This window comes from Atlantibacter sp. RC6, assembly GCF_014193285.1.
Lineage (GTDB): Bacteria > Pseudomonadota > Gammaproteobacteria > Enterobacterales > Enterobacteriaceae > Atlantibacter.
In genome coordinates this window covers 203,315-226,834 of record NZ_JACHZE010000006.1, presented here as the reverse complement: position 1 = coordinate 226,834, position 23,520 = coordinate 203,315, and the positions used below count along the sequence as shown (strand labels likewise).

General features: G+C 54.4%; 21 protein-coding genes and 1 pseudogene. 16 read left to right on the top strand and 6 right to left on the bottom strand.

Going from position 1 to position 23,520, the window contains the following annotated elements:
- Positions 1-5 precede the first annotated feature (5 nt).
- On the top strand, positions 6-1,013 hold the full coding sequence (locus tag FHW74_RS15125) for an alcohol dehydrogenase catalytic domain-containing protein (protein WP_183171222.1): 1,008 nt from the start codon (positions 6-8) through the stop codon (positions 1,011-1,013).
- Positions 1,014-1,068: 55 nt separating this feature from the next.
- Here FHW74_RS15125 and FHW74_RS15120 read toward each other — a convergent pair whose 3' ends face one another.
- Both FHW74_RS15120 and FHW74_RS15115 read right to left on the bottom strand, forming a co-directional pair.
- Positions 1,069-2,124: an alkene reductase gene (locus FHW74_RS15120; RefSeq protein WP_183171221.1), complete on the bottom strand. Its 1,056-nt coding sequence runs from the start codon at positions 2,122-2,124 to the stop codon at positions 1,069-1,071.
- Positions 2,125-2,231: 107 nt separating this feature from the next.
- Complete coding sequence (locus tag FHW74_RS15115) at positions 2,232-3,155, bottom strand: LysR substrate-binding domain-containing protein (protein WP_203124652.1); 924 nt, start codon at positions 3,153-3,155, stop codon at positions 2,232-2,234.
- A gap of 282 nt (positions 3,156-3,437) precedes the next feature.
- Here FHW74_RS15115 and FHW74_RS15110 point away from each other — a divergent pair, with 282 nt between their 5' ends.
- Positions 3,438-4,781, top strand: coding sequence for a VOC family protein (locus FHW74_RS15110; protein WP_183171219.1), 1,344 nt, complete (start codon positions 3,438-3,440; stop codon positions 4,779-4,781).
- Between the two features lie 14 nt (positions 4,782-4,795).
- On the opposite strand, the gene FHW74_RS15105 is transcribed toward FHW74_RS15110, so the two are convergent.
- Entirely contained in the window at positions 4,796-5,656 is an 861-nt protein-coding gene (locus FHW74_RS15105; protein ID WP_183171218.1) for a LysR substrate-binding domain-containing protein, read from the bottom strand.
- Between the two features lie 122 nt (positions 5,657-5,778).
- On the opposite strand from FHW74_RS15105, the gene FHW74_RS15100 reads away from it, so the two are divergent.
- From FHW74_RS15100 to FHW74_RS15055, 10 genes are all read left to right on the top strand, one after another.
- A complete protein-coding gene (locus FHW74_RS15100) occupies positions 5,779-6,948 on the top strand; it encodes a pyridoxal phosphate-dependent aminotransferase (protein WP_183171217.1) in 1,170 nt (389 codons plus the stop codon).
- A 13-nt stretch (positions 6,949-6,961) separates the two neighbouring features.
- Complete coding sequence (locus tag FHW74_RS15095) at positions 6,962-7,738, top strand: ABC transporter substrate-binding protein (protein WP_183171216.1); 777 nt, start codon at positions 6,962-6,964, stop codon at positions 7,736-7,738.
- Between the two features lie 601 nt (positions 7,739-8,339).
- The gene (locus FHW74_RS15090) at positions 8,340-9,776 is read left to right on the top strand and encodes a YadA C-terminal domain-containing protein (protein ID WP_183171215.1); all 1,437 of its coding nucleotides are present in this window, start codon (positions 8,340-8,342) and stop codon (positions 9,774-9,776) included.
- Between the two features lie 105 nt (positions 9,777-9,881).
- Positions 9,882-10,565 carry a transcriptional regulator gene (locus tag FHW74_RS15085; RefSeq protein ID WP_370528031.1) on the top strand — a complete coding sequence of 228 codons (684 nt, stop codon included), beginning with the start codon at positions 9,882-9,884 and terminating at the stop codon, positions 10,563-10,565.
- Positions 10,522-11,334 carry a PhzF family phenazine biosynthesis protein gene (locus tag FHW74_RS15080; RefSeq protein WP_183171214.1) on the top strand — a complete coding sequence of 271 codons (813 nt, stop codon included), beginning with the start codon at positions 10,522-10,524 and terminating at the stop codon, positions 11,332-11,334. Before FHW74_RS15085 ends, FHW74_RS15080 begins: the two co-directional genes overlap by 44 nt.
- A 361-nt stretch (positions 11,335-11,695) precedes the next feature.
- The gene (locus FHW74_RS15075; RefSeq protein ID WP_183171213.1) at positions 11,696-13,351 is read left to right on the top strand and encodes a glucan biosynthesis protein D; all 1,656 of its coding nucleotides are present in this window, start codon (positions 11,696-11,698) and stop codon (positions 13,349-13,351) included.
- A gap of 432 nt (positions 13,352-13,783) precedes the next feature.
- Positions 13,784-13,975, top strand: coding sequence for a hypothetical protein (locus tag FHW74_RS15070; RefSeq protein ID WP_183171212.1), 192 nt, complete (start codon positions 13,784-13,786; stop codon positions 13,973-13,975).
- A gap of 5 nt (positions 13,976-13,980) precedes the next feature.
- Positions 13,981-16,122, top strand: coding sequence for a DUF3274 domain-containing protein (locus FHW74_RS15065; protein WP_183171211.1), 2,142 nt, complete (start codon positions 13,981-13,983; stop codon positions 16,120-16,122).
- A 3-nt stretch (positions 16,123-16,125) separates the two neighbouring features.
- Positions 16,126-16,821 carry a hypothetical protein gene (locus FHW74_RS15060; RefSeq protein WP_183171210.1) on the top strand — a complete coding sequence of 232 codons (696 nt, stop codon included), beginning with the start codon at positions 16,126-16,128 and terminating at the stop codon, positions 16,819-16,821.
- 3 nt (positions 16,822-16,824) lie between these two features.
- Positions 16,825-17,520, top strand: a complete 696-nt coding sequence (locus FHW74_RS15055; RefSeq protein WP_255459923.1) for a hypothetical protein — start codon at positions 16,825-16,827, stop codon at positions 17,518-17,520.
- Between the two features lie 13 nt (positions 17,521-17,533).
- On the opposite strand, the pseudogene FHW74_RS15050 reads toward FHW74_RS15055, so the two are convergent.
- A pseudogene (locus FHW74_RS15050) lies at positions 17,534-18,022 on the bottom strand (transposase); the annotation flags it as partial.
- Between the two features lie 75 nt (positions 18,023-18,097).
- Here FHW74_RS15050 and rimL point away from each other — a divergent pair.
- Positions 18,098-18,658 carry a 50S ribosomal protein L7/L12-serine acetyltransferase gene (gene rimL / locus FHW74_RS15045; protein ID WP_312972973.1) on the top strand — a complete coding sequence of 187 codons (561 nt, stop codon included), beginning with the start codon at positions 18,098-18,100 and terminating at the stop codon, positions 18,656-18,658.
- Between the two features lie 13 nt (positions 18,659-18,671).
- Here rimL and ydcK read toward each other — a convergent pair whose 3' ends face one another.
- Positions 18,672-19,652: a YdcK family protein gene (gene ydcK, locus FHW74_RS15040; RefSeq protein ID WP_183171208.1), complete on the bottom strand. Its 981-nt coding sequence runs from the start codon at positions 19,650-19,652 to the stop codon at positions 18,672-18,674.
- Positions 19,653-19,776: 124 nt separating this feature from the next.
- On the opposite strand from ydcK, the gene tehA reads away from it, so the two are divergent.
- The 3 genes from tehA to FHW74_RS15025 all read left to right on the top strand — a co-directional run bounded on the left by tehA (position 19,777) and on the right by FHW74_RS15025 (position 22,285).
- The gene (tehA, locus tag FHW74_RS15035; protein WP_183171207.1) at positions 19,777-20,793 is read left to right on the top strand and encodes a dicarboxylate transporter/tellurite-resistance protein TehA; all 1,017 of its coding nucleotides are present in this window, start codon (positions 19,777-19,779) and stop codon (positions 20,791-20,793) included.
- Complete coding sequence (gene tehB / locus FHW74_RS15030) at positions 20,790-21,383, top strand: tellurite resistance methyltransferase TehB (RefSeq protein WP_183171206.1); 594 nt, start codon at positions 20,790-20,792, stop codon at positions 21,381-21,383. The genes tehA and tehB overlap by 4 nt, the downstream gene beginning before the upstream one ends.
- A gap of 230 nt (positions 21,384-21,613) precedes the next feature.
- Positions 21,614-22,285 (top strand): DUF3313 domain-containing protein, encoded by a 672-nt coding sequence (locus FHW74_RS15025; RefSeq protein ID WP_183171205.1) that lies wholly within the window; start codon positions 21,614-21,616, stop codon positions 22,283-22,285.
- Between the two features lie 56 nt (positions 22,286-22,341).
- Here FHW74_RS15025 and FHW74_RS15020 read toward each other — a convergent pair whose 3' ends face one another.
- Entirely contained in the window at positions 22,342-23,508 is a 1,167-nt protein-coding gene (locus FHW74_RS15020) for a benzoate/H(+) symporter BenE family transporter (protein ID WP_183171204.1), read from the bottom strand.
- Between the last annotated feature and the right edge of the window lie 12 nt (positions 23,509-23,520).

The following is a 23,520-nucleotide window of genomic DNA, read 5'->3' as shown; positions in this document are numbered from 1 at the left end:
GATGCATGAAAGCACTTGTCTATACCCGCCCGCTGGGCGTTGAGATCCAGGAGCGGCCTTATCCGCAACTGCCGCAAGGCGGCGACCAGGTGGTGATCCGCATTGCCGCCGCCGGGATTTGCGGCTCGGATATGCACGCCTTTCACGGCAAAGATCCGCGTCGCCAGCCAGGGCTGGTGCTGGGGCATGAGCTGTCCGGCGTCATCGTCGAAAGCCAGTCGCCGCGCTTTACAGCGGGCCAGCGGGTCACCGCCAATCCGCTGATCACCTGCGGGCAATGCGATTATTGCCGGGAAGGGCGCGACAACCTGTGCAGTGACCGCCATATGATCGGCATGGACTGGCCGGGCGCGTTCGCCGAGTACATGGCGATCCCGGCGGCCTCAGTGGTGGCGCTGCCCGATGGGTTGTCATTGCAGGACGCGGCGATCACCGAGCCCGCCGCCACCGTGGTGCACGCCCTGCGCCTGACGCAGCGGGCAATGCCTACGCCGCTGGCGGATGCCAGGGTGCTGGTGATCGGCGGCGGGGCCATCGGCCTGCTGACAGTACTGGTGCTGCGGGCCTGGGGATGCCAGCAAATCACGCTGGCGGAAACCAATCCGCTACGCGCCAACACGGCGCAGCAGTATACCGGGTGCGAGTGCGTGAATCCCATCGAGCAGGCGATTGATGAATCCAGCCGTCAGGTGGTGATCGATGCGGTGGGCTCCGCCATCACCCGCAAGCTGGCGATCAAAACCGTGAAGCCGGGCGGCGCAGTGATGCATATCGGTTTGCAGGACTGGGACAGCGAAATTGATATGCGCAAAATCACCCTTGGGGAAATCACGCTGCTGGGAACCTACACCTACACCATGGAGGATTTCCACTTAACGCTATCGATGCTGGAGCAGGGCGCGTTTGGCACGCTGGGTTGGATAGAGCAGCGGGAACTGCTGGACGGGCAACGGGCGTTTGATGACCTGGAATTCCAGCGGGTGTCGTCCGCGAAAATCTTACTGATACCCTGAACAGATCCTGAACAGATAAAGAGAGCGGCAAAAATGCCGCTCTCTTTATACAGGGTTAACCTAACGCCGGATAATCGGTATATCCCGTTGCGCCTGGCGCATAGATAGTGGCGTTATTCAGCTCGTTAAACGGCCCGCGCTGGCTAAAACGCGCTACCAGGTCGGGATTCGCGATATACAGCTTGCCGAACGCGGCGGCATCCGCTTCGCCACGTTCAATCAGGGCTTCCGCTGACTGCTGGGTCAGCCCTTCATTGGCAATCCACGCGCCGTTGAATTTCTGCTTCACCTGCGGCCCCACGCGCCCGGGGAAATCCTGCGATTCGCGGGCGAAAATATACGCCACATTGCGCTGGCTAAGCTGTTCCGCCACGTAGCTGAACAGCGCCAGCGGGTTGCTGTCTGCCATGGAATAGGAGTTGGACATTAAATTCAGATGCACGCCCAGCCGGTCGGCGGGCCAGACGTTGAGCACCGCGTCCACGGCTTCCAGTAAAAAGCGGGCGCGATTTTCAATGCTGCCGCCGTAGCGGTCAGTACGCTTGTTGGAGCCGTCATGGAGAAATTGATCGAACAGGTAGCCGTTGGCGGCATGGATTTCCACGCCGTCGAACCCGGCGCGCTTGGCGTTTTCCGCCGCACGCACAAAATCCGCCACGATGGCCGGGATCTCGTCGGTTTCCAGCGCGCGCGGGGTTTCATAGGGGCGCTGCGGGCGCACCGTGGTGACATGGCCTTCCGGCGCGATGGCGCTGGGGGCGACCGGCAGTTCGCCGTCGAGGAAAATCGGATCGGAGACGCGGCCCACGTGCCAGAGCTGGCTGACGATTTTACCGCCCGCCGCATGTACCGCGTCGACGATCGCTTTCCACGCCTGCACCTGTTTTTCTGACCAGATACCCGGCGTATTGGGGTAGCCCACGCCTTGCGGCGTGACCGAGGTGGCTTCGGTAAAGATCAGCCCGGCGCTGGCGCGCTGGACGTAATACTCTTTGGTCAGCGGGCCGGGCGCACGTTCATCTACCGCGCGCATGCGGGTCAACGGGGCCATGACAATACGGTTTTTCAGCTCAAGCGCGCCGATTTTTACGGGGTCATACAGGGTTGGCATAGGTTTCTCCGGGTCTGAATGCGTGACCTCATTATGTACGCCCGGAGAAACGGCGGTTATCACTTTATGCGCTTAATTATTCCCGTCAGTGCTGAAAACCGGCGGCGTTACAGCGGCATGGATTTGCGGATTGACGCCAGCAGCAATTGCGCGCCCGCAGAGAGCGGTTTATCGACGCGGGTCAGGATGCCGATGGGTTCCCCCACGCCGGGGTTGGCGATGGGCAGGGCGGTCAGCGTGTTCTGGCGCAGATCCTCTTTCACCGCGCCGGACGGCACGAACCACACATAGTCGTAATCCACGGTAAGCTGGCGCGACAGCGATGCAGAGAGCGTTTCGATACAGGAATTGGGCAGCTTACAGTTCTGGCTTGCCAGCAGCGCATCGGCGTGTTGACGCGGCGCGGTGCCTTTCGGGGAGATCACCACCGGCCACTCCAGTACCCGGCTCAGGGTAATGGTATCGGATAACAGCGGGTGGTGAGGGCGCACCACCAGCTTCATCGACTCCAGAAACAGCAGTTCGTAATTAAGCCCGGTCATCATTTCCGGGTCTGACATCCGCCCGATGCCCAGGTCCAGTTCGCCCGATTTCAACCCCGACAGCAGCATCGGGTTATTCATGGTGGCGACCTGGAGAGTCAGGTTGGTTTGCTGTTTGTGAAACGGGCCAATCACCGCAGGCAGAATGCCCAGCGCGGCGGTAGGCAGCGCGCCGATGCGCACCACGTCTTTGGAGTGTTCTTCTTTGCGCGACAGCGCCTGTCCGGCGTGATTTAGCGCATCCAGCACTTTGATGGCATGAGTGAGAAACTGTTCGCCGACCAGCGTTAACTGCGCACCCAGGCGGCCACGGTCGAACAGGCGCTCGCCCGTTAGCTGCTCAAGTTCATTGAGAGTTTTTGATAATGCCGGCTGGCTTAAGTTAAGGGTTTCTGCCGCACGCCCCAGCGTTCCCTGTTGAGCGACGGCAACGAATGTATGTAAATGGCGCAAACGAATGCGCTGACTGAACAAACCGTTTTTTTCCATAGTCGATGTTAAAAACGAAACGTGATCCGTGACAAGAAAAGTTGTGTGATTTTGATAACTTGATAGCAAATAATAATTAACATTACGGCATTTAAGTTAACAAAACAACGCGGATATATTTTAAAAACTGGGGAATTGCCCAGGAGTTGTCTGAAGATCAAATCCAGCGATCGGCTTATAAAATCATCACCCTGGCCTGAGATCACAGATTCCACATTCTTCCCGTCAACGTATTCCGTCGTTTCCTACAATCTCAGCAATATTCACTGGAGAAATGACATCATGGCGAACAGCATCACGGCAGATGAGATTCGGGAACAATTTTCGCAGGCTATGTCAGCGATGTACCAGAAAGAGGTGCCTCAGTACGGCACGCTGCTTGAGCTGGTGGCGGATGTGAACCTGGCGGTGCTGGAAAATAATCCGCAACTGCATGAACAACTGGTCAACGCCGACGAACTGGCGCGCCTGAATGTGGAGCGCCACGGGGCGATCCGGGTCGGAACCGCGCAGGAGTTATCCACGCTGCGCCGGCTGTTCGCGGTGCTGGGCATGTATCCGGTGGGCTATTACGATCTTTCTCAGGCGGGGGTGCCGGTACACTCCACGGCGTTTCGCCCCGTCGACGATACTGCGCTACAACGCAACCCGTTTCGCGTGTTCACCTCGCTGCTGCGTCTCGAACTGATCGAGGATGAAAAGCTGCGCCAAAAGGCCGCCCGTATCCTCGCGGCGCGGGATATTTTCACGCCGCGCTGTCGTGAACTGCTGGATATCCATGATGAACAGGGCGGGCTGGATGACAGGCAGGCGAAAGAGTTTGTTCGCGAAGCGCTGGAAACCTTCCGCTGGCACAGCCATGCCACCGTCGATAGCGAAACCTATCAGGCGCTGAATAAGGCCCATCGCTTGATTGCCGATGTGGTGTCGTTTCGCGGCTGCCACATCAACCACCTGACGCCGCGCACCCTGGATATCGACCGCGTCCAGTCGCTGATGCCGGAATACGGCATCGAACCGAAGATGATTATCGAAGGGCCGCCGCGTCGGGAGATCCCGATCCTGTTGCGCCAGACCAGCTTTAAAGCGCTGGAAGAGCCGATTATGTTTAACGGCGAGCATCATGGCACGCATACCGCGCGCTTTGGCGAAATCGAACAGCGCGGCATTGCCCTCACGCCGAAAGGCCGGGCGCTGTATGACAAACTGCTGGGCGAAGCCGGCAGCGGCAGCGATAACCTGACCCATCAGCTCCATTTGCAGGAGGTATTCCAGGCATTTCCTGACAGCGCTATGCTGCTGCGCCATCAGGGGCTGGCCTATTTCCGCTATCGCCTGACGCCGGTAGGCGAAACCCACCGCAAGCAGATCACGCCCGGCGATGATCCGCAGGCGCTGATTGAGCGCGGTTGGATCACCGCTCAGCCGATTATTTATGAGGACTTTTTGCCGGTCAGCGCAGCGGGGATTTTCCAGTCTAATCTGGGGGATGAAGCGCGCGGACGCAGCCACGGCAACGCCAGCCGTGAGAATTTTGAACAGGCGCTGGGCTGCCCGGTGCAGGATGAGTTTGCGCTGTATCAGGAAGCGTCGGACCGCAGTAAACGCCGTTGCGGGCTGTTGTAAAACGCGCCATCAACTCAGTGCTGAGTCAGCAACTGCGCGACAAACGCCGCCATCAGCTCGCTCTCCTGCGGCGCGTCGCGCAGCACCAGACGGTAGCTGGCTCCGGTTTTCACGCTCTGGGGGAACGGACGGATCAGCCGGCCGGCGCGTAAATCCTCCGCCACTAACCGCTCATCGGCAATCGCCACGCCGAAGCCCTGGATCGCCGCGCTGATGGCTAAATCCATCGTATCGAAGTGTTGATTTTTACGCATAGCCGGGCGCGGCGACGCCTGCTGGGCCAGCCACAGCGACCAGTCGGTTTTATCCCGGGTGGGGTGCAAAAACGTCAACGGCGCCAGCGCGTCTAACGTGGCGGGAACCTCTGGCATCAGCGAAGGGCTCAGTACCGGGGTTAACGCCTCGTCAAACAGCAAAAAACCCTGGGTTTTATGTGCGCCGAAAATTATCGCCGCGTCGTAGGGCTCGGTTTTGAAATTCACGTCATGATCGGTGGTGGTGGTGAGCGTCACCTGGACATCGCTAAGCGTTTTTTCCAGTTGCATCAGCTTCGGCACCAGCCAGCGGATGGCGCAGGTCGGCGCTTTCAGGCGGATGACGTTATGCTGCTGGCGCGCCTGTTCGGCGGTAGTCATTAACTGATCCCAGGCGCTTTGCAGCTCCGGCAGCAGGGCGCTGCCTTGCGGCGTTAACCGCAACCCGCGCGCATGGCGCTCAAACAGCGCAAAGCCAAACCAGCTTTCCAGCGCGGCGATTTTGCGGCTCACCGCGCCCTGGGTCAGATACAGCGTGCGCGCCGCGTGGGTGAGATTGAGGTGGCGGGCGGTGACCAGAAACGCCTCAAGGGCATTTAAAGGAAGAGTGCGACGCGTCATAACGACTCCCTGAATTCATAAGCCATGCATTTTTTGCATGGCTATTATGACAACAAATCGGTTGTCGAGCCATCGCGCTGCGGTTTGAATAGTTATGCACTCAAAACGAGAAAGGAACCATTATGTCCCAACAGACACCGGTACAATTACGCTCCAAACTGCCCGATGTCGGCACCACAATTTTTACCGTGATTGGCCAGCTTTCCGCCCAGCACCAGGCGATTAATCTTTCTCAGGGTGCGCCTAATTTTCCGTGCGATCCGCAGTTGATTGCCGGGGTGACCCGGGCGATGGAAGCCAACCGCAATCAGTACGCGCCGATGACCGGACTGGTTACCCTCAAAATGCTGATTGCCGAAAAAGTCGCGGCGCTGTATGGCGCGAAATACGACGCCGACAGCGAAGTGCTGATCACCGCCAGCGCCAGCGAAGGGATTTATTGCGCCATCAGCGGGTTGGTGCATCCGGGGGATGAAGTTATCTATTTTGAACCGTCGTTCGACAGCTATGCGCCGATTGTCCGGTTGCAGGGCGCGACGCCGGTTGCCATCAAGCTAACGGTGCCGGATTTCGCCGTGGACTGGGATGAAGTGCAGGCCGCGATTACGCCGCGCACCCGGATGATTATCGTCAATACACCGCACAATCCGAGCGGCCAGGTGTTCAGCCGCGACGATCTGGAAAAGCTCGCCGCGATGACCCGCAACACCAATATCGTGATTTTATCGGATGAGGTGTATGAACATATCGTGTTCGACGGGCTGAAGCACCACGGTATGGCGACCCATCCGCAGCTTGCGGAGCGTAGCGTGATTATCTCTTCGTTCGGCAAAACTTTTCATGTGACCGGCTGGCGCGTGGGCTATTGCCTGGCGCCGGCGGCGTTGATGGATGAAGTGATTAAAGTGCATCAGTTCCTGATGTTTTCCGCCGATACGCCGATGCAATACGCTTTCGCCGACTATATGAGCGACCCGGCGCGCTACCTGTCGCTGGGCGAGTTCTACCAGCGCAAACGCGATTTGATGCAAACGCTGTTGGCGGAGTCGCCGTTCAAATTGCTGCCCAGCGCCGGATCGTTCTTCCTGCTGGCGAGTTATCAACATTTCAGCGATGAAAGCGACAGCGAGATGGTGAAACGGCTGATCGTGGATTATGGTGTAGCGACGATTCCGCTGTCGGCGTTCTATACCGACGGAACCGATAATAAATTGATTCGCCTCTCTTTTGCCAAAGATGAAGCGACGTTACGGGCCGGCGCAAACGCGTTGTGCCAGGTTAAGCCACGCTAAGAAGGGGATCACAATGAATAAAATGAAAATGCTGTGTCTGGCTCTGGGGATGGTTTCATCATTCTCTTCTCTGGCGGCAAGCGAGCTACGTTATGGAGTTGAGGCGGAATACCCGCCGTTTGAAAGCCGTAACGCGCAGGGCGAACTGGAAGGGTTTGATATCGAACTGGGCAATGCCATTTGCCAGGCCGCCAACCTGAAATGCAGTTGGGTTGAATCCTCGTTCGATACGTTGATCCCGGGCCTGACCGCGAAAAAATTCGACGCCATCAACTCGGCGATGAACATTACCGAACAACGCCGTAAGAGCATCGATTTCACCCAGCCGATCTACCGTATTCCGTCTCAACTGGTGGGTAAAGAAGGCAGTGGGCTGGACGCTACCGCAGAGGCCCTTAAGGGCAAAACCATCGGCGTGCTGGCGGGCTCTATCCAGGAGACGTATGCCAAAGAGCATTGGGAAAAGCACGGCGTGGAAGTGGTTTCCTATAAAGATCAGAACCTGGCGTGGGGCGATCTGGTGAATGGCCGTATCGACGCGACGCTGGTGATGTCGGCTGCCGGTCAGGGCGGTTTCCTGAGCAAACCGCAGGGTAAAGGCTTTGGCTTTATCGGCAAGCCGGTGGTTGACGATAAGATCCTCGGTAGCGGCATCGGATTTGGCCTGCGTAAAGGCGATGCGGAAACCAAAAAACAGCTGGATGCGGCGATTGATAAAGTGCGCGCCGACGGCACCATCACTAAACTGGCTGCGCAATACTTCCCGGGGATCGACGTTAGCGTTAAATAACTCTCCCCCTGAAAAGTAAAAACCCCGATTTCTTGCGAAACGGGGTTTTTTTATGCCGCTGGACGTTTGAAGAGAACCCGGCAACGCCGGGCCACCACAAGCTATCATCATTAATATAATTTGGTGTCCGCCCGGTATTTTTTATTGTGGTACCGGGCCCTCTCATTGAGAGGAATAAAGGCATATACGCACGGGAGAGGGTAAACCACCCCAGGCGTGACGCTGAAACTAACCTGTCTTTCATCACTTGGCAAGCCCGCCCGAAGATATTGTCGACACCCGTCTCTGATGGCAGATAACCGCACTGCCTGCGCTTTTTTGATTGCTCTTCTCCGGGCTCGGTTTTTGATGCTGATCAACTCAAGGGCACTTTTTTTTCATCGATTTTCACCCCCTCGCCAATAAACAGGCCACGCGTCACGCTGAATGTAGACGCGTTTTTCAACATTAACGTTGATCATTCAACAAATATTCAACGTTGTATGTCGGGTTTCTGCTGCTTACTCTCTCCGCGTTTCCAGAAGAATGTGATGTTCATCAGGAAACTCATAAAAATCTTCAAAGCCAATTGCACGCAGTTACGTTGAATAGATGAGAGTCAATGATGAAACAAACACTGATCGCCATTTTTATCGCTTCTTCATTCAGTGCAGGAGCCGTAACCCTGCCTGTCACGTTATCGTCATCGGCTAATCAGAACATCACGAATAACCTTTGGGGGGCGGCTTACCTGGACGCTAAAAATGGCGTCACTAACCCCATCGCTTACAACGTACCAACGCCAGTTGCGCCGACGCCTGTCACGCAGCAGACGCCGATGAAAATTCCGCCGCAGATCATCCCGACGGTACAACAGAAAACACCGGTACTTCAGGCCACCCCGACGGCGGTTCCACCGGTTCCGGCGGCACTGGCAAACCCGCAGACGCCACCCGCGCCGGCGGTACCGACGCCTGTCGCGCAACAGACGCCGATGAAAATTCCGCCGCAGATCATCCCGGCGGTACAACAGAAAACACCGGTGCTTCAGGCCACCCCGACCGCGGTTCCACCGGTTCCGGCGGCACTGGCAAACCCGCAGACTCCACCCGCGCCGGCAGTGCCGACGCCTGTCGCGCAACAGACGCCGATGAAAGTTCCGCCGCAGATCATCCCGACGGTACAACAGAAAACGCCGGTGCTTCAGGCAACCCCGACGGCGGTTCCGCCGGTTCCGGCAGCCCTGGCAAACCCGCAGACACCACCCGCGCCGGCGGTACCGACGCCCGTCGCGCAACAGACGCCGATGAAAATTCCGCCGCAGATCATCCCGGCGGTACAACAGAAAACGCCGGTGCTTCAGGCCACCCCGATGGCGGTTCCACCGGTTCCGGCGGCACTGGCAAACCCGCAGACACCACCCGCGCCGGCTGTTCCAACGCCCGTCGCGCAGCAGACGCCGATGAAAGTTCCGCCGAAACTACCGCAGGCAGTTCCAACTCCGCTGCCGCTGACCGCTGTCGTTAACGCGAAAGCGACACCCGCGCCGCAGCCCTCTGTGGTGGGTCAGTTCGTAGGCAGTACGCAGACCATTCAGGCTTACCCGACCACGACGGTTTTGCCTGAGCCAGCGACCAGTTATGCACAAACTCAGTATCAGGCGGCCCAGGCCGTCATCATGGCAAACCGTCAGGCGATTCAGGACACCAACCAGAAAGTCGCGGATAACACCGCGCGTCTGGCAGCTCAGGACCAGCGGATGAACAGCCTGGAGCAATCAACTAACCGCCGCTTTGGCGATCTGAAAAGCCAGGTTGATGACAACAAACGTGATGCCGATGGTGGTATTGCCGGCGTGGCGGCTATCGCCAGCATTCCGCAAGTGACCGACCATCAGCAGTTTAGCGTGGGCGCGGGGGTAGGGGCGCATGGCAACGAACAAGCCCTTGCGGTAGGTTTTTCTGCCCGGGTCTCAGACCACTGGGTCACGAAAGCGGCAGTATCGACGGATACCTATAGTGGGCTCACTGCCGGCGCTGGCGCGTCATATGGCTGGTAAGGGATAAGGTGGTATTTTTTTGCAAGGCTGCCGGGTTGGCGTTGCTTGTCGTAAAATGGTCAGATTTAGTCAATATCCATTTTACCCGCGCCCCAGGGAGCCATTGTGAAAGAAATAGACCGATTGATCTCTATACTGTCAGCATCCATGGATGCGTTGATAGCCACCCTTCCCGGGAATACCGAAATTGTATTGCATGATCTGACTCAACCAAAAACGTCGGTGGTTCGTATCATTAATGGGCATGTCAGCGGGCGAAAACAGGGTGATGGTCTGATGTCAGGCCCTGATGATGATCAGGCAATCCTGGGATTACTCGATACCTCACAGCGCGTACCGTTCCGCGTTTTTAAAAATTACACCACGGTCACCGTAACGGGAAAACCGCTTAACAGCGCCTCAACCATTTATTACAGCAAAGCAGGGACGCCGCTGGTGGGGTTTTGCATAAATGTGGATCTTGACGCCGTGAGCCGATTCAAACGCGATCTGGATTATTTAACGCAACCCTTTGCCCGTTATGAAAATAATGAGCAGCAGGCAGGCAAAATTCCTGAACAAACGCTTAACGATATTCTGATGCAATTCAGGCAAAACGGTTCCGAAAGCAAACTGGATTTCAGGAAACGGGTGGTAGCGGAAATACACGCAATGGGATTTTTTAAAATCAAGGGCAGTGTAAATCAGGTTGCTAAAGTGCTAAACGTGACGCGGTATACCGTATACAACTATCTGGAAAAAATTGATGGCAAATCAGACCAAAACAAAAATTCCCTTCTATCAGATTGATGCTTTTACAACCGAGGCTTTTGGCGGCAACCCCGCAGGGGTTTGTCGGCTTACTGAATGGCTGGATGATGATATTTTGCAGGCCATCGCCATCGAAAATAATCTTTCTGAGACCGCTTTTTATCTGCCCTGGAAAGAGGGCTATCATCTTCGTTGGTTTACACCGGGCTGCGAAGTTGACCTTTGCGGCCATGCGACGCTGGCTACCGCACACGTACTTTTCCAGAACGAATGCGTGGCGGATGATTCTATTAAGTTTTATACCCGTAGCGGTATTTTGACCGTCACGCGCGCTGGTGACGAATTGTGTATGGACTTCCCGGCAATCTGCGATCTGGCGCCTTGTCACATCGACGCAGGCATTCTGGAAGCGTTGGGCATTGATGCCTCGGCGGTGGTGCAAACGTGGCAGTCATTCGACTATGTCATTATGGTGAATGATCCCGATGTAATTGAGAACTTAACACCTGATTTTGCCAGGCTGTCTCACTACGCCACGCGGGGGTTCGTGGTGACCTCTCAACATCCTGATTATGATTTTGTCTCGCGCTGGTTTGGCCCGAATGTCGGCGTTAATGAAGACCCGGTTACCGGTTCCGCGCACACAATTCTTGCTCCGCTATGGACTAACTATCTGGGCAAAAAACCGTTAACTGCCCGGCAGGGGGGCGCGCGCAAAGGTGAACTGCGCTGCGTCATGCGTGAGGATGGCCGGGTTGAATTATATGGCTCCGCGCGCACCGTTATTACCGGCGTTTTTTGTCTCTGAACACATACCCGCCCTACAAGGCCCGTTTTCTCCAGACGGGCCATCACCCCGATTCAGATGATTCCGTTTATCCCCCTTCTCGAAACAGCAACCGATTTGTCAAAACGTGCAAACACCGAAAAGGTGAGGCGGCGAAACGACCAAATAACAACAGTTTATTTTTTCTGATTATTGACCTTTCTTTACATGACACAAAACAACGCGTTTTTCGTTGCGACAAGCGTGATGGCGGACGTGGAAAGCTGTTGGCTTCAAAATGAATTTTGACTAGAGTGAGCGGTCGTAACAAATACAATAAATTGCCGCTGTTGACGCCGCGCGTCACAGTACACTTTGACTCCAAAAGGACGCGTTCTCAGGCATGAATCGCAGACGTTTTATTAAAGCCTCAATGGCACTTGCCGCCGCTTGCGGTACTCCGGGTCTGATGACCCTGTTTTCCAACACAGCATGGGCGCAAGAGTCGGATATCGCCGACGGTCTGTCGCGCGCATTTGATTTTAACGTTCTGCAATCCATGGCGGGCGATTTAGCCAAAAAGCCCTGGGGTGGCGCGCCGCGTCCGCTGCCGGACACCCTGGCGACCCTGACCCCGCAGGCCTACAACAGCATTCAGTACGATGCGGAACATTCGTTGTGGAACAATATCCCTGGCCGCGAGCTGGACGTGCAGTTCTTCCACGTCGGCATGGGGTTCCGCCGCCGCGTGCGCATGTTCTCCCTCGATCCGTCTTCGCATCAGGCGCGTGAAATTCACTTCCGTCCTGAGCTGTTTAAATACCACGATGCGGGTGTCGATACCCAACAGCTGGTGGGCCAGTCGGACCTCGGCTTTGCCGGTTTCCGCGCCTTTAAAGCCCCGGAACTGGCGCGCCGCGATATCGTGTCGTTCCTTGGCGCGAGCTATTTCCGCGCCGTAGACAGTACCTATCAGTATGGACTGTCGGCGCGCGGTCTGGCGGTAGACACGTTCACCGACAGCCTGGAAGAATTCCCGGATTTCACCGCGTTCTGGTTTGAAACCCCGAAAGCTGACGACACCACCTTTGTGGTGTATGCGCTGCTGGACAGCCCCAGTGTCACCGGCGCGTACAAATTCATTATTCACTGCGAAGAGAAGCGGGTGGTGATGGAAGTCGAAAACCGCCTGTATGCCCGTAAAGACATCAAACAGCTCGGCATCGCGCCGATGACCAGCATGTTCGCCTGCGGCACCAACGAGCGCCGGATGTGCGACACCATCCATCCGCAAATCCACGACTCCGACCGCCTGGCGATGTGGCGCGGTAACGGCGAATGGGTGTGCCGCCCGCTGAATAACCCGCAGCGCTTGCAGTTTAATGCCTTTACCGACGATAACCCGAAAGGTTTCGGGCTGGTGCAGACCGACCGTAACTTTGAGAGCTATCAGGATATCATGGGCTGGTATAACAAACGCCCGAGCCTGTGGGTTGAACCGACCAACAAATGGGGCAAAGGCACCGTAGGCCTGATGGAGATCCCCACCACCGGGGAAACGCTGGATAACATCGTCTGCTTCTGGCAGCCGGAGAAGCCAGTGAAAGCAGGCGATCAGCTCAATTTCAAATACAAGCTGTACTGGAGCGGCGAACCGCCGGTCCGCTCGCCGCTGGCGAATATTCTCGCCACCCGCACCGGGATGGGCAGCTTCCCGGAAGGCTGGGCGCCGGGCGAGCATTTCCCGACCACCTGGTCGCGCCGTTTCGCCATTGATTTTATTGGAGGCAATCTCAAAGAGGCTGCGCCAAAGGGCATTGAACCGGTGATTACGCTGTCCAGCGGCGAAGCGAAGCAGATTGAAATTCTGTATGTCGAACCGTTTGACGGCTACCGTATTCTGTTCGACTGGCATCCGACGTCAGACTCAACGGATCCGGTGGAAATGCGCATGTTCCTGCGCTGCCAGGGCGAAACCATCAGCGAAACCTGGTTGTATCAGTACTTCCCGCCCGCGCCGGATAAACGTAACTATGTAGACGACCGTCAGATGCGCTAACGGGCTGGCAAATGTTGAGGGGAGCGATGGCTTAATACTGGTCACTTAAGAAAATGAGGCTCGATAATTCGGGCCTCTGATAAAGTGTAACAGGCTGAAACCCTGATTCCTTAATTGTCCTTCTAAACATAATTATGAATTTATATTCATTAAATGTTTAACTCACTGGCGTTAGACTCCCCTGTAATTTTATTAACCCTGTCAGGCAGGGTGCTTAATTGCTTTCCAGTGACTGTTATATCCAGGCCGGGCATCATTCTCCAACCTTTTTATTTCATTTGTGAATATTTTTATTTTATTTATTATTTTAATTAATAAAATGTATTTTGTAAGAACCAACTATGGGTCATGAAATGGTACTTTCATTAATTATCTATAGGCGTATTATTTTTTTTGAGGGATCGTAATTGTCTATCAAAAGGATATTTGGCGATGGCAGGGCAATCAGATATTGTTCAACAACAGAATACGTTAAACCGTTATTTACTTTATTTTCCCCTAAGCTTATCTGTTTTACCGGATGTTCACTCTTTTACCGTGGAAGAAGAACTCAGTAAGCCCTACCGCTACCCCATCCGCTTAACCAGCCCAACACTGAACTTTGATATCTACAAAATGGAGTGACTGTAATGACTGAAGCCAGGAAAAGCCCGTATGCGCCACGGGTAATATCAGAAGGGGATATTCCTGTACACAGGGATTTGGGGGAAGTTGCTCAGACTCGCCGTGTGGGCGTACCTCGCCCGATGCCGGGGATTGTGATTCTGATCCACGGCGTGAATGACGTGGGCGAAGCGTATCAGAACCAGGAAAAGGGCATTATCGTGGGCCTGAGTAAACGTCTTGGCCGCACAGATTTTTACGCCCATGAATGGGGAGACTACAGAATCACCCATCCCGGCCGTTCACCGGTTATCCCGTTTTACTGGGGGTATAAGCCGGTCACCCATGCGGATTATGTTGCAGATCAGAAACGGTACCGGGATGAAGTCGGAAAACTTTCTTCCGGCGCCCATCTGCCGTATGACGCTTATCAGGAAGATAACGAGACGAACAAGGCCGCGCTGGGTAATGACGGCAAAGGCGCGTTTAAGTACCAGAACGATAACTTTGGTAATGCGCTGGACGCGAACTTTGCCAAAAATGGCGGGACGTTCGCCAATGCGACTACCAACATTCCCGATATGCTGGGGCCAGGAGCTGGAGGTTTTGGCGTGGCAGCGGTGGGATTTGCATCACTGCATATGAATGACGGGGATTACACTCACCCCATCTATGAAAACCCGCACCGAATCTATCAATTTTTTGCCGCCCAGCGTCTTGCAGACTTGATTATTCAGATCCGAAGCGAACCTGCTGTTGAGAATGATGTGATTAATATTGTTGCACACAGTCAGGGAACGATTATCACCATGCTGGCGAATATGCTGGTGAAACAGGCCGGATTTGATCCGGTGAACTGCGTCATTCTGAACCATTCGCCGTATTCACTGGAGTCCCGCGTGGCTGAAAATATTCAGCCCGGATACCAACAGACGGATGCCGCCAGGCAGAAGACATTCAAAAATTTCTGTAGCCTGATGCATACACAGTGGAAAGGCGGAGGAAAATTAGACGAGGATGAATTACTGGCCCTTGAAGCCTCCTGTACGTTGCGTAAACCCTCAGATAATCCGCTACGGAGTGATGATCGATATTGTCGTAACAATAACGGTAAAGTGTATAACTACTTCTGTCCAAATGATGGCGTTGTATCGCTGGAAAATATACAGGGGTTTGGCTGGCGTGGTATCCCTCAGAAAATTGCAGATGGCATTCCTAACCTGTTCCAGCGAGTTTTTTATCAGCACGGCGAAGTAGGAAAAGCACCTGACACTAAACCCTTTGCGTTGCCACAACGAAAAGAGGGGGATGCAAAATATTCGGTTCTCCCGAATGCCAGTTACCGCGCCCATGACGTAGTGGTAAACGGTGAAGAATTGCCAGAGCCCTTTATTTTCAAACTACAGGGTCAGGATAACCATCCGGATAATGACCCTAAAACGAGTGACAAGCCGTATACGTATTATATCGACCCGGACAGCCCAGATGCCTACATATCCTATTCGGCTAAAGCCAGTGCCATCAAGCGTACGGATTCTGCGATGTATATGCTTAACAGTTATCAGCGTATTAGCTGGAAGCCGGGGCATGTTTTAACACCAAATGAGCTGAAGGTGGAAAGCCTTGACCGGGGGCATACCGTTATTCATGGGGAAGTTACTGGTTCAAAAGATTACCCTGTGTTGTCCATTACCTGGCTGAAAACCCGTGAAGAACTTGAAAAAGAATGGAAAAAGGTTGACCCGGTAAGCTACAGCCAGCATTCGTCAATTGTTATGAGCGAGTTCGCGCCATCGCACGCGATGGCGTTCGACCTTGCAATTGGTCAGTGTAAGTCGTTTGACTACAAAGCCGGTAAATTCTGGGAAAGTCTATTACATCGTGCTGACTGGCGCGATCCGCAAAATGGTAATGCTGATGCGAGAGAATATTATCGTTCTGGGAGATTGCCAGTTGCCGGGACTAAAAATTTTATGAATAAACCTGATGATGTACTGCCGAAAGGTGATTTCGGGGTGGAAAACGTTTATGCCGGTATCCGGCCTCATTCGCGTAATATTATGGATATTGAGACGGGAACTGTCAGGCCGAGAGATTTCCAGGAAATAAAGCGGCTGCAATGGGAAATGCCAGAGCCTAAAAGTGACAGTCAGTTGGCTAAAGGATAAGACATGAAAGGACTATGTGCAGGTCTGGCCGCTACCGTTTTTTTACTGGCTGCAAGCTGCCATGCAGAAGAGCCACCGACACAGGTAGTTTATCGTTTTGATGATCACCGCTATCTGGAACTGAAAGGCTGGGACTGCGAAGGAGAGCTCTGGTACACCGATACGCAGAGGGCTATCCATTCTCAAGTTTATTTACAGTTTTATAGGATATTCACCCGTAAATTTATCCATCCTTCAGAAAAATATATGTCTATCCCTGTTTGGGGGGCTGATGGCTTCAGGGTATCGAAGGATTATGGTCGAACATGGAAACTTGCACAATTTGCACCAGGGGAAAATGAACCTAACGGCGATGATTACGCGCTTTATGAGGATGTTCTTTCGTTCACTGTCGTCAACGATCAGGGATTTTTACAAACCAAACACCGGCTGTATATGTCGTCAAAGCCGTTTGATGACCCGCGCATTTTGCCTGGTGGGTCGGGGATTAAATATCGTTTAGATAGCGGTGAAATGGATGAAATTACGCCAGATGCCCCAGGATGGTCTTGGGGGATGGTTTATTTTACGCAGGAAGGTTTACAGGGAAAGGTTATGCGCCGTGAGGCCAATTATCAGGACCTGCCCGACAAAGTGCCGGAAGTAAAAGGTTATACCGGCTGGGACCATATGCGGTGCGATATGGATGCGGGGCGATAAAGCATGAAAGGATTTTGCTCAGGTCTGACAGCCGCAGCTTTATTTATGGCAGCGGGTTGTCAGGCTTCAGAACCGCCAACACAGGTTGTTTACCGTTTTGATGATCATCGCTATCTGGAGTTAAAGGGCTGGGACTGTGAAGGGGAACTCTGGTATACAGATACAAAACGGGGCATTCATTCTCAGCCATTTTTTCAATTTTACCGGATATTCACTAAAAAGTTTGAACATCCATCCCAGCGCTATATTGCTATCCCAAATTGGGAGGTGGATGGATTTATGGTTTCCAAAGATTATGGGCAAACCTGGAAGGCTGTAGGTTTTTCTCCTTCGGGGAATGAACCGAATGGTGATAACCGAGCGACAGCGCAAGATGCAGTGTCCTTCACCGTCGTCAACGATCAGGGTTTTTTACAGACAAAGCACCGGCTGTATATGTCGTCAAAGCCGTTTGAAGATTCTCGTTTATTGCCGGGGGAGGCGGGGATTACCTATACCGCGTTAGATGGGGCTAAGCATCACCTAAAACCTGGCTCTGCTGGCTGGGCTTGGGGATTGGTCTATATGACTAAAGAAGGGCTTGCGGACAGCACGCAGCAATTCAAGACAAACTGGCAGGGCCTTCCCGACAAAGTACCTGAAGTGAAGGGCTATACCGGCTGGGACCATATGCGCTGCGATATGGATGCGGGGCGATAAAGCATGAAAGGGGCTTGTTGATGACGCTACGTTCCTGACGGACATTCACTACAATACTGTCAATTAAGCAATGGGATACAACGAGTCGAACGGTCAATTCGGCCACACGGCAACCTGCTCCCGAATGGCATCAGTGACTTTCGATATCAGTACTGGTGACACGTCAGCATCGTACATCTCTTTGAAGGTGGCGACGATTTCACGCGTGGTCATACCGTTAGTGTCGGTTCATCTGAGTGATGCGCGTCTGATTTTTGCGGATAAACTGCGGTTCGAAGGCGCTTTCACGATCGCGTGGTGGCTTGATCTCAACTTCGCCATCATCGCTGTGCCGCGTTTTAGTGGAGTAGCCGTTACGGGCGTTACTGCCTTTTTTCGGCTGATTATTGTCATGCCCGAGATGTTCGGTGAACTCTGCCCCGAGTGCGGCTTCAAAGGTAAGCTTCATGAGCATGCGTAAAAATTGATTGAGATCAGCCTCAGTTTTGAGGCCCCTGGCCATTTCGACACCAGGGCATTAAGCGATGGCTCCCCTTTTTACGTTATGCTAATAAAAAACCTTAACCGGAGAGCTCGCGTGCAAAATCCCGCTGACTGGCATGACGACATCATTATCATTAACGACACCCTGAAACTGCACTCGGTGAACGATCCGTTTATAGAGCCGCTGTATGAACTGGTTGAACGTAATAAAGACTTTCTCCAGCAGGCGATGGAGTGGCCAAAATCGGTGACCAGCAGTCACGATATCCGCCGCACTGTGCAGGGTAACTATCAGTTGCACCATCGCGGCTACGCCAAAATGTTTATGATCTTGCGTCATGACGCGGTATGCGGCGTGATCTCCTTTAATCAGATCGAGCCGACCAACAAAGCCGCGTATATCGGCTACTGGCTGGATGAAGGTTTACAGGGGCAGGGCATTATTTCTCAGGCGTTGCAGGCGATGATGCAGCATTACGCCCGAGAGGGTAGCGTGCGCCGCTTCGTGATCAAATGTATCGTCACCAATCATGCCAGCAACCAGGTGGCGCTGCGCAATGGCTTCACCCTCGAAGGCTGCCTGAAACAGGCGGAGTACCTGAACGGCGCATTTCACGATCAGAATATCTACGCGCGCATTATTGATAAGCCGTAAGTGAAAGGGGGGGTTAAATTGCCCCAATAACCGGCGTGCGGGTAATGTACTCATTGCCGCTGATTATTCTCGCGCCGCGCAGATGCAGCGGATCGCCATTAAAGGCTTCTATCACGGCGTCATCTGTTACCGTCACCTGGTTTTCAATAAATACGTTGCCGGTGACCCGCGCCTGACCGCATATCTTTATCCGATCGTCGAGTTGCACCGGACCGCCGGTAATCACCGCGTCGTCAAACACGTGGACGTGATGCTTCAGCACACAGTCGCCTTCGATCAGCGCATGGCCAAATACCTGTGAGCTGTAGCGGATGGTCGGGCACTGGTCGATTTCGTTGCCAGCAACAATCCGCGCCTGCCCGTAGATTTGCGCGCAGTCACAGACCCAGACGTTGTTCTCGTCATTACCTTCCAGGATCGCGTCCTCATACACCGCAGCGCGGTGCTCGATAAACGCGTGGTTCACCAGCGCCCGGCCATAAATTTGCGCCTGATGAACAATGCGCGACCCGTTAACCGTGGCGTTATCGTAGATTTGCAGCCGCTGGTCGCGATCTTCGGTTAGCCCCACGGCGGCAATCACCTGGCTTTGATGCATCACCCGCGCATCGCCAAAAATCCGGCATTCGCCGCGTACCTGAGACATCTGGATCATGGCGCGGTCATAAATCGCCGCGCCGTGGCTGATATCCGCGCGATCTGCCCAGCATTCACTGGTAAGCGATGCCCCGTGGCTGATGGTGCAGGGCTGCGTGACGCGCGCATTGCCGCTGATCACCGCCCCGGCGAACACCGCGCTGTTGTGATCGTAAATCCAGCAGTCGCCGTCGTGGCTGAGGTTACTCTCTTCCTCAATCCAGCCGCCCAGGGTTCCTGCTTTGATATCGCTGAAGTCGCGCAGCGCTTCTATCTGGCGCAGGGTAAATTTGTGAGTGACGCCATTTTCCTGATAGTCAACCGTTCTGGCGGCGTCCGTTAACCGGTATTTTTCCATGTTGCTGGCTCCGTTGTGCGCATGGACTAACCGTAGCAAATTTTTTCAGACCCTGCGGGTTATGGTAATTCAGCCCCGGCTCCCATAAAATGCATCTTAAATATATTTTTAAACTTTAAACAAAATGAGCAAAACCATTGCCTGGCAATCGGCCAGCGAATCATTCTCCATTCTCAACCTGCCTGCCGGCTATTTCGGCATGGTACTCGGTACCATCGGGATCGGTTTCTCCTGGCGTTACGCGGCAACGATCTGGCCGGTTTCGCCGTGGATTGGCGAGGGGCTGATCACGCTGGCAACACTGATATGGTTTTTGCTGGCGGTGGCATTTATCTGGCGTCTTATTGCCCATCCGCAGACGGTGAAAGCAGAAATCCTGCATCCGCTGATGAGCAGTTACGTCAGCCTGTTTCCCGCTACTACCATGCTGGTGTCGATTGGTCTGGCCCCGTGGGTGCGGCCGCTGGCGGTGGTGCTGTTCAGCATCGGCGCGGTGAGCCAGTTGCTGTACGCCGCCTGGCAAAACGCCGGGCTGTGGCGCGGCAAACATCCTTATGAAGCCACCACGCCGGGGCTCTATTTGCCCACCGTCGCCAATAACTTTATCAGCACCATGGCCTGCGGCGCGCTGGGCTTTCACGATTTAGGCATTCTGTTTCTGGGGGCTGGGGTACTTTCATGGCTCAGCCTGGAACCGGCCATTTTGCACCGCATGCGCAGCGCGGGTGAGATGCCCCCGGCGGTGCGCACATCGCTGGGTATCCAGATGGCCCCGGCACTGGTGGCCTGTAGCGCGCTGTTAAGCGTCAACGGTGGCGAGGCGGATATGTTCGCAAAAATGCTGTTTGGCTACGGACTGTTGCAGGCGCTGTTTATGATCCGCCTGGCGCCGTGGTATATGGCCCAGCCGTTTAATCCCACCTTCTGGAGCTTCTCGTTCGGCCTGTCGGCGCTCGCCACCACCGCGCTGCACCTCGGGCTCGCCGTGCCAGGCGGCGTTCTTGATTTTTTGGCGTTGCCGCTGTTTATCTGCAGTAACGTGCTTATCGGCCTGCTGCTTATCCGCACGCTGATTTTGTTGTGCCAGGGCAAATTATTGATTCGTACTGCTGTTTCTCATACTTCTAAGGAATCACTATGACCGTTCGTGATGAAAATTATTTTACCGACAAATATGGTTTAACCCGCACCCACTCTGAAGTCATCGCCGCCATGCCTTATCTGACCCCTGGCCGGGTGCTGGATCTGGGCTGCGGCAATGGCCGCAACAGCCTGTATTTGGCGGCCAATGGGTTTGACGTCACCGCCTGGGACAAGAACCCGATGAGCATCGCCAATCTGCAACGCGTCGCAGAAGCGGAAGGGCTGAATACGCTGCAAAGCGATGTGCGCGATCTGAACACCCTGAAATTTGACGGTGAATATGATTTTATTCTCTCCACCGTGGTGATGATGTTCCTCGAGCCGACCACCATTGCAGGCCTGATTGACAATATGCAGCGCTGCACTAAACGCGGTGGCTACAACCTGATTGTCGCCGCGATGGATACCGAAGATTTCCCGTGCACGGTCGGCTTCCCGTTTGCCTTCCGCGAGGGCGAACTGAGCGGCTATTACGCCGGTTGGGACATCGTAAAATACAACGAAGAGCCTGGCGAACTGCATCGGACCGACGAAGCAGGCAACCGCATTAAATTACGTTTCGCCACGCTGCTGGCGCGTAAAATCTAATCAAAGACGGGCGCGAACTGTCGCGCCCGTTATTATCTTTACCCTGCTGATTGCTTACTCTGCTAATTAATAATTTATATGCATATATAGTTTTTATTTACCATCAAAATGGCAATGCGTTAAATTTGCTCAGCCAATATGTTTTTTTCTCAGAAAGCTATTTATGCCTCAAATCATTTTGCCAGGTTTGCTATAACTTGTCTGCTTATGTGCAATTACAGGTGCAAAAAATGAGAACCTCTTTATTTGTTAAGGCTTCGGTGCTTTGTGCAGCGCTCGCGCTTGCAGGCTGTGCGTCAAAAGTAACCTCACCGGATAAATACTCCGGTTTTTTGAAAGACTACTCAGGCTTACAGGAAACGACTTCATCCACCGGCAAAACCGTGATGCGTTGGGTTGCACCTGACTTTAATCCCAATAACTACGACAGTATTGTTTACAACCCGATCGTCTATTACCCGGTTCCTAAGCCAACGACTCAGATTGGTGAGAGGGTGCTGACGCAATTACTGAATTATACCAATCAGCAGATGAAGGCTGCGGCAGCAGAACGTAAGCCGCTGGTCGCCACCCCAGGGCCGCGCAGCCTGATTTTCCGTGGCGCGATCACCGGTGTTGACAGCAGTAAAGAAGGGTTGCAGTTCTATGAAGTGGTGCCGGTGGCGCTGTTAGTTGCCGGGACGCAAATGGCCACTGGCCATCGCACCATGGATACCAATCTCTATTTCGAAGGCGAGTTGATTGACGCCGCAACCAACAAGCCAGTATTTAAAGTGGTGCGTAAAGGGGAAGGCAAAGACCTGAACAATGAAAGCACCCCAATGGCGTTAGAAAACTTAAAACAGGTTGTTGACGATATGGCAACCGACGCCAAAATGTTTGATGTGACTAAAAAACAATAATAAGCGTGGGGGAGTTCGCTCCCCCATTAAATGAGACTGTTTAGCGCATCAGATTGTTATTTTCCCCGGCCTCGCGCAATCCCCAGTACCGCATAGCTTATTCCACCGCCAATCAATCCCCAGAATGCCGAGCCAATTCCACCCAGCGTAATACCCGATGCGGTAATTAAAAACGTGATAATCGCGGCGTCGCGATCGGTTTCACGGCTGAGCGCCTGATGCAGGCTACCGCCGATGGTGCCGAGTAGCGCCAGTCCAGCCAGCATCTGGATCCACGCCAGCGGCAACGCCGTCATCAACGCGGTGATTGCGCCGCCGAAGACCCCAGCCAGCAGATAGAACCCGCCAGCCGCCGTCGAGGCCATCCAGCGTTTATGCCTGTCGGGATGCGCATCCGGGCTCTGGCAAATCGCCGCGGTGATCGCGGCGATACACACCGAGAACACGCCAAACGGCGCCATCACCAGCGCAATCAACCCGGTAACCGTCATTAGCGGCGATACCGGCACCTGATAGCCTGAGGCATTGAGCGTTGCCACACCGGGAGCGTTCTGCGACGCCATGGTCACCAGGAAAAACGGCAGCCCGATACCCAGTAAACTTTGTAGCGTGAAATGCGGCACAGTGAATCCCGGCAATGACGGAGTGATATTCGCCTGGCTTTGGTGAAACTGCCCGGTAACCAGGCAAATCGCCAGCCCGGCGATCAGCGTCGCCACAATGGCGTAGCGCGGCGCCATGGCTTTGGCGATAAGCCAGGCAATCAGCATCACGCCGCACAGCAAACCGTTAGCGGGCAGGGTGGCGAAGGCGTCGAGGCCAAAACGCAGCAGAATTCCGGCCAGCATTGCGGCAGCCAGGCTGTGAGGGATCAGTTTCATCAGCCGGGCAAACAGGCCGGTAACGCCGCACAGCACAATCAGCGCGGAGGCAAAGATAAACACGCCGATCGCTTCATTGATCGTCACGCCATGCAGGCTGGTGGCGAGCAGCGCCGCGCCTGGGGTCGACCAGGCGGTCAGCACCGGGGCGCGATACCACAGCGACAATCCCAGGGTACTGACGCCCATGGCGATACCCAGCGCGGTCATCCATCCGGCTATTTGCTGCGCACTGGCGCCTGCCGCTGCGGCGGCCTGCCAGATGATCGCCGCAGAACTGGCATAGCCCACCAGCACGGCGACCAGCCCGGCCAGTAACGTGGGGAAAGTGAATTGACGCATGGTCTGGCTCCG

Coding starts and splice junctions, on each gene's coding strand:
- FHW74_RS15125 (WP_183171222.1), top strand. CDS start 6: ATGAAAGCACTTGTCTATACCCGCCCGCTGGGCGTTGAGATCCAGGAG.
- FHW74_RS15120 (WP_183171221.1), bottom strand. CDS start 2,124: ATGCCAACCCTGTATGACCCCGTAAAAATCGGCGCGCTTGAGCTGAAA.
- FHW74_RS15115 (WP_203124652.1), bottom strand. CDS start 3,155: ATGGAAAAAAACGGTTTGTTCAGTCAGCGCATTCGTTTGCGCCATTTA.
- FHW74_RS15110 (WP_183171219.1), top strand. CDS start 3,438: ATGGCGAACAGCATCACGGCAGATGAGATTCGGGAACAATTTTCGCAG.
- FHW74_RS15105 (WP_183171218.1), bottom strand. CDS start 5,656: ATGACGCGTCGCACTCTTCCTTTAAATGCCCTTGAGGCGTTTCTGGTC.
- FHW74_RS15100 (WP_183171217.1), top strand. CDS start 5,779: ATGTCCCAACAGACACCGGTACAATTACGCTCCAAACTGCCCGATGTC.
- FHW74_RS15095 (WP_183171216.1), top strand. CDS start 6,962: ATGAATAAAATGAAAATGCTGTGTCTGGCTCTGGGGATGGTTTCATCA.
- FHW74_RS15090 (WP_183171215.1), top strand. CDS start 8,340: ATGATGAAACAAACACTGATCGCCATTTTTATCGCTTCTTCATTCAGT.
- FHW74_RS15080 (WP_183171214.1), top strand. CDS start 10,522: ATGGCAAATCAGACCAAAACAAAAATTCCCTTCTATCAGATTGATGCT.
- FHW74_RS15075 (WP_183171213.1), top strand. CDS start 11,696: ATGAATCGCAGACGTTTTATTAAAGCCTCAATGGCACTTGCCGCCGCT.
- FHW74_RS15070 (WP_183171212.1), top strand. CDS start 13,784: ATGGCAGGGCAATCAGATATTGTTCAACAACAGAATACGTTAAACCGT.
- FHW74_RS15065 (WP_183171211.1), top strand. CDS start 13,981: ATGACTGAAGCCAGGAAAAGCCCGTATGCGCCACGGGTAATATCAGAA.
- FHW74_RS15060 (WP_183171210.1), top strand. CDS start 16,126: ATGAAAGGACTATGTGCAGGTCTGGCCGCTACCGTTTTTTTACTGGCT.
- FHW74_RS15055 (WP_255459923.1), top strand. CDS start 16,825: ATGAAAGGATTTTGCTCAGGTCTGACAGCCGCAGCTTTATTTATGGCA.
- ydcK (WP_183171208.1), bottom strand. CDS start 19,652: ATGGAAAAATACCGGTTAACGGACGCCGCCAGAACGGTTGACTATCAG.
- tehA (WP_183171207.1), top strand. CDS start 19,777: ATGAGCAAAACCATTGCCTGGCAATCGGCCAGCGAATCATTCTCCATT.
- tehB (WP_183171206.1), top strand. CDS start 20,790: ATGACCGTTCGTGATGAAAATTATTTTACCGACAAATATGGTTTAACC.
- FHW74_RS15025 (WP_183171205.1), top strand. CDS start 21,614: ATGAGAACCTCTTTATTTGTTAAGGCTTCGGTGCTTTGTGCAGCGCTC.
- FHW74_RS15020 (WP_183171204.1), bottom strand. CDS start 23,508: ATGCGTCAATTCACTTTCCCCACGTTACTGGCCGGGCTGGTCGCCGTG.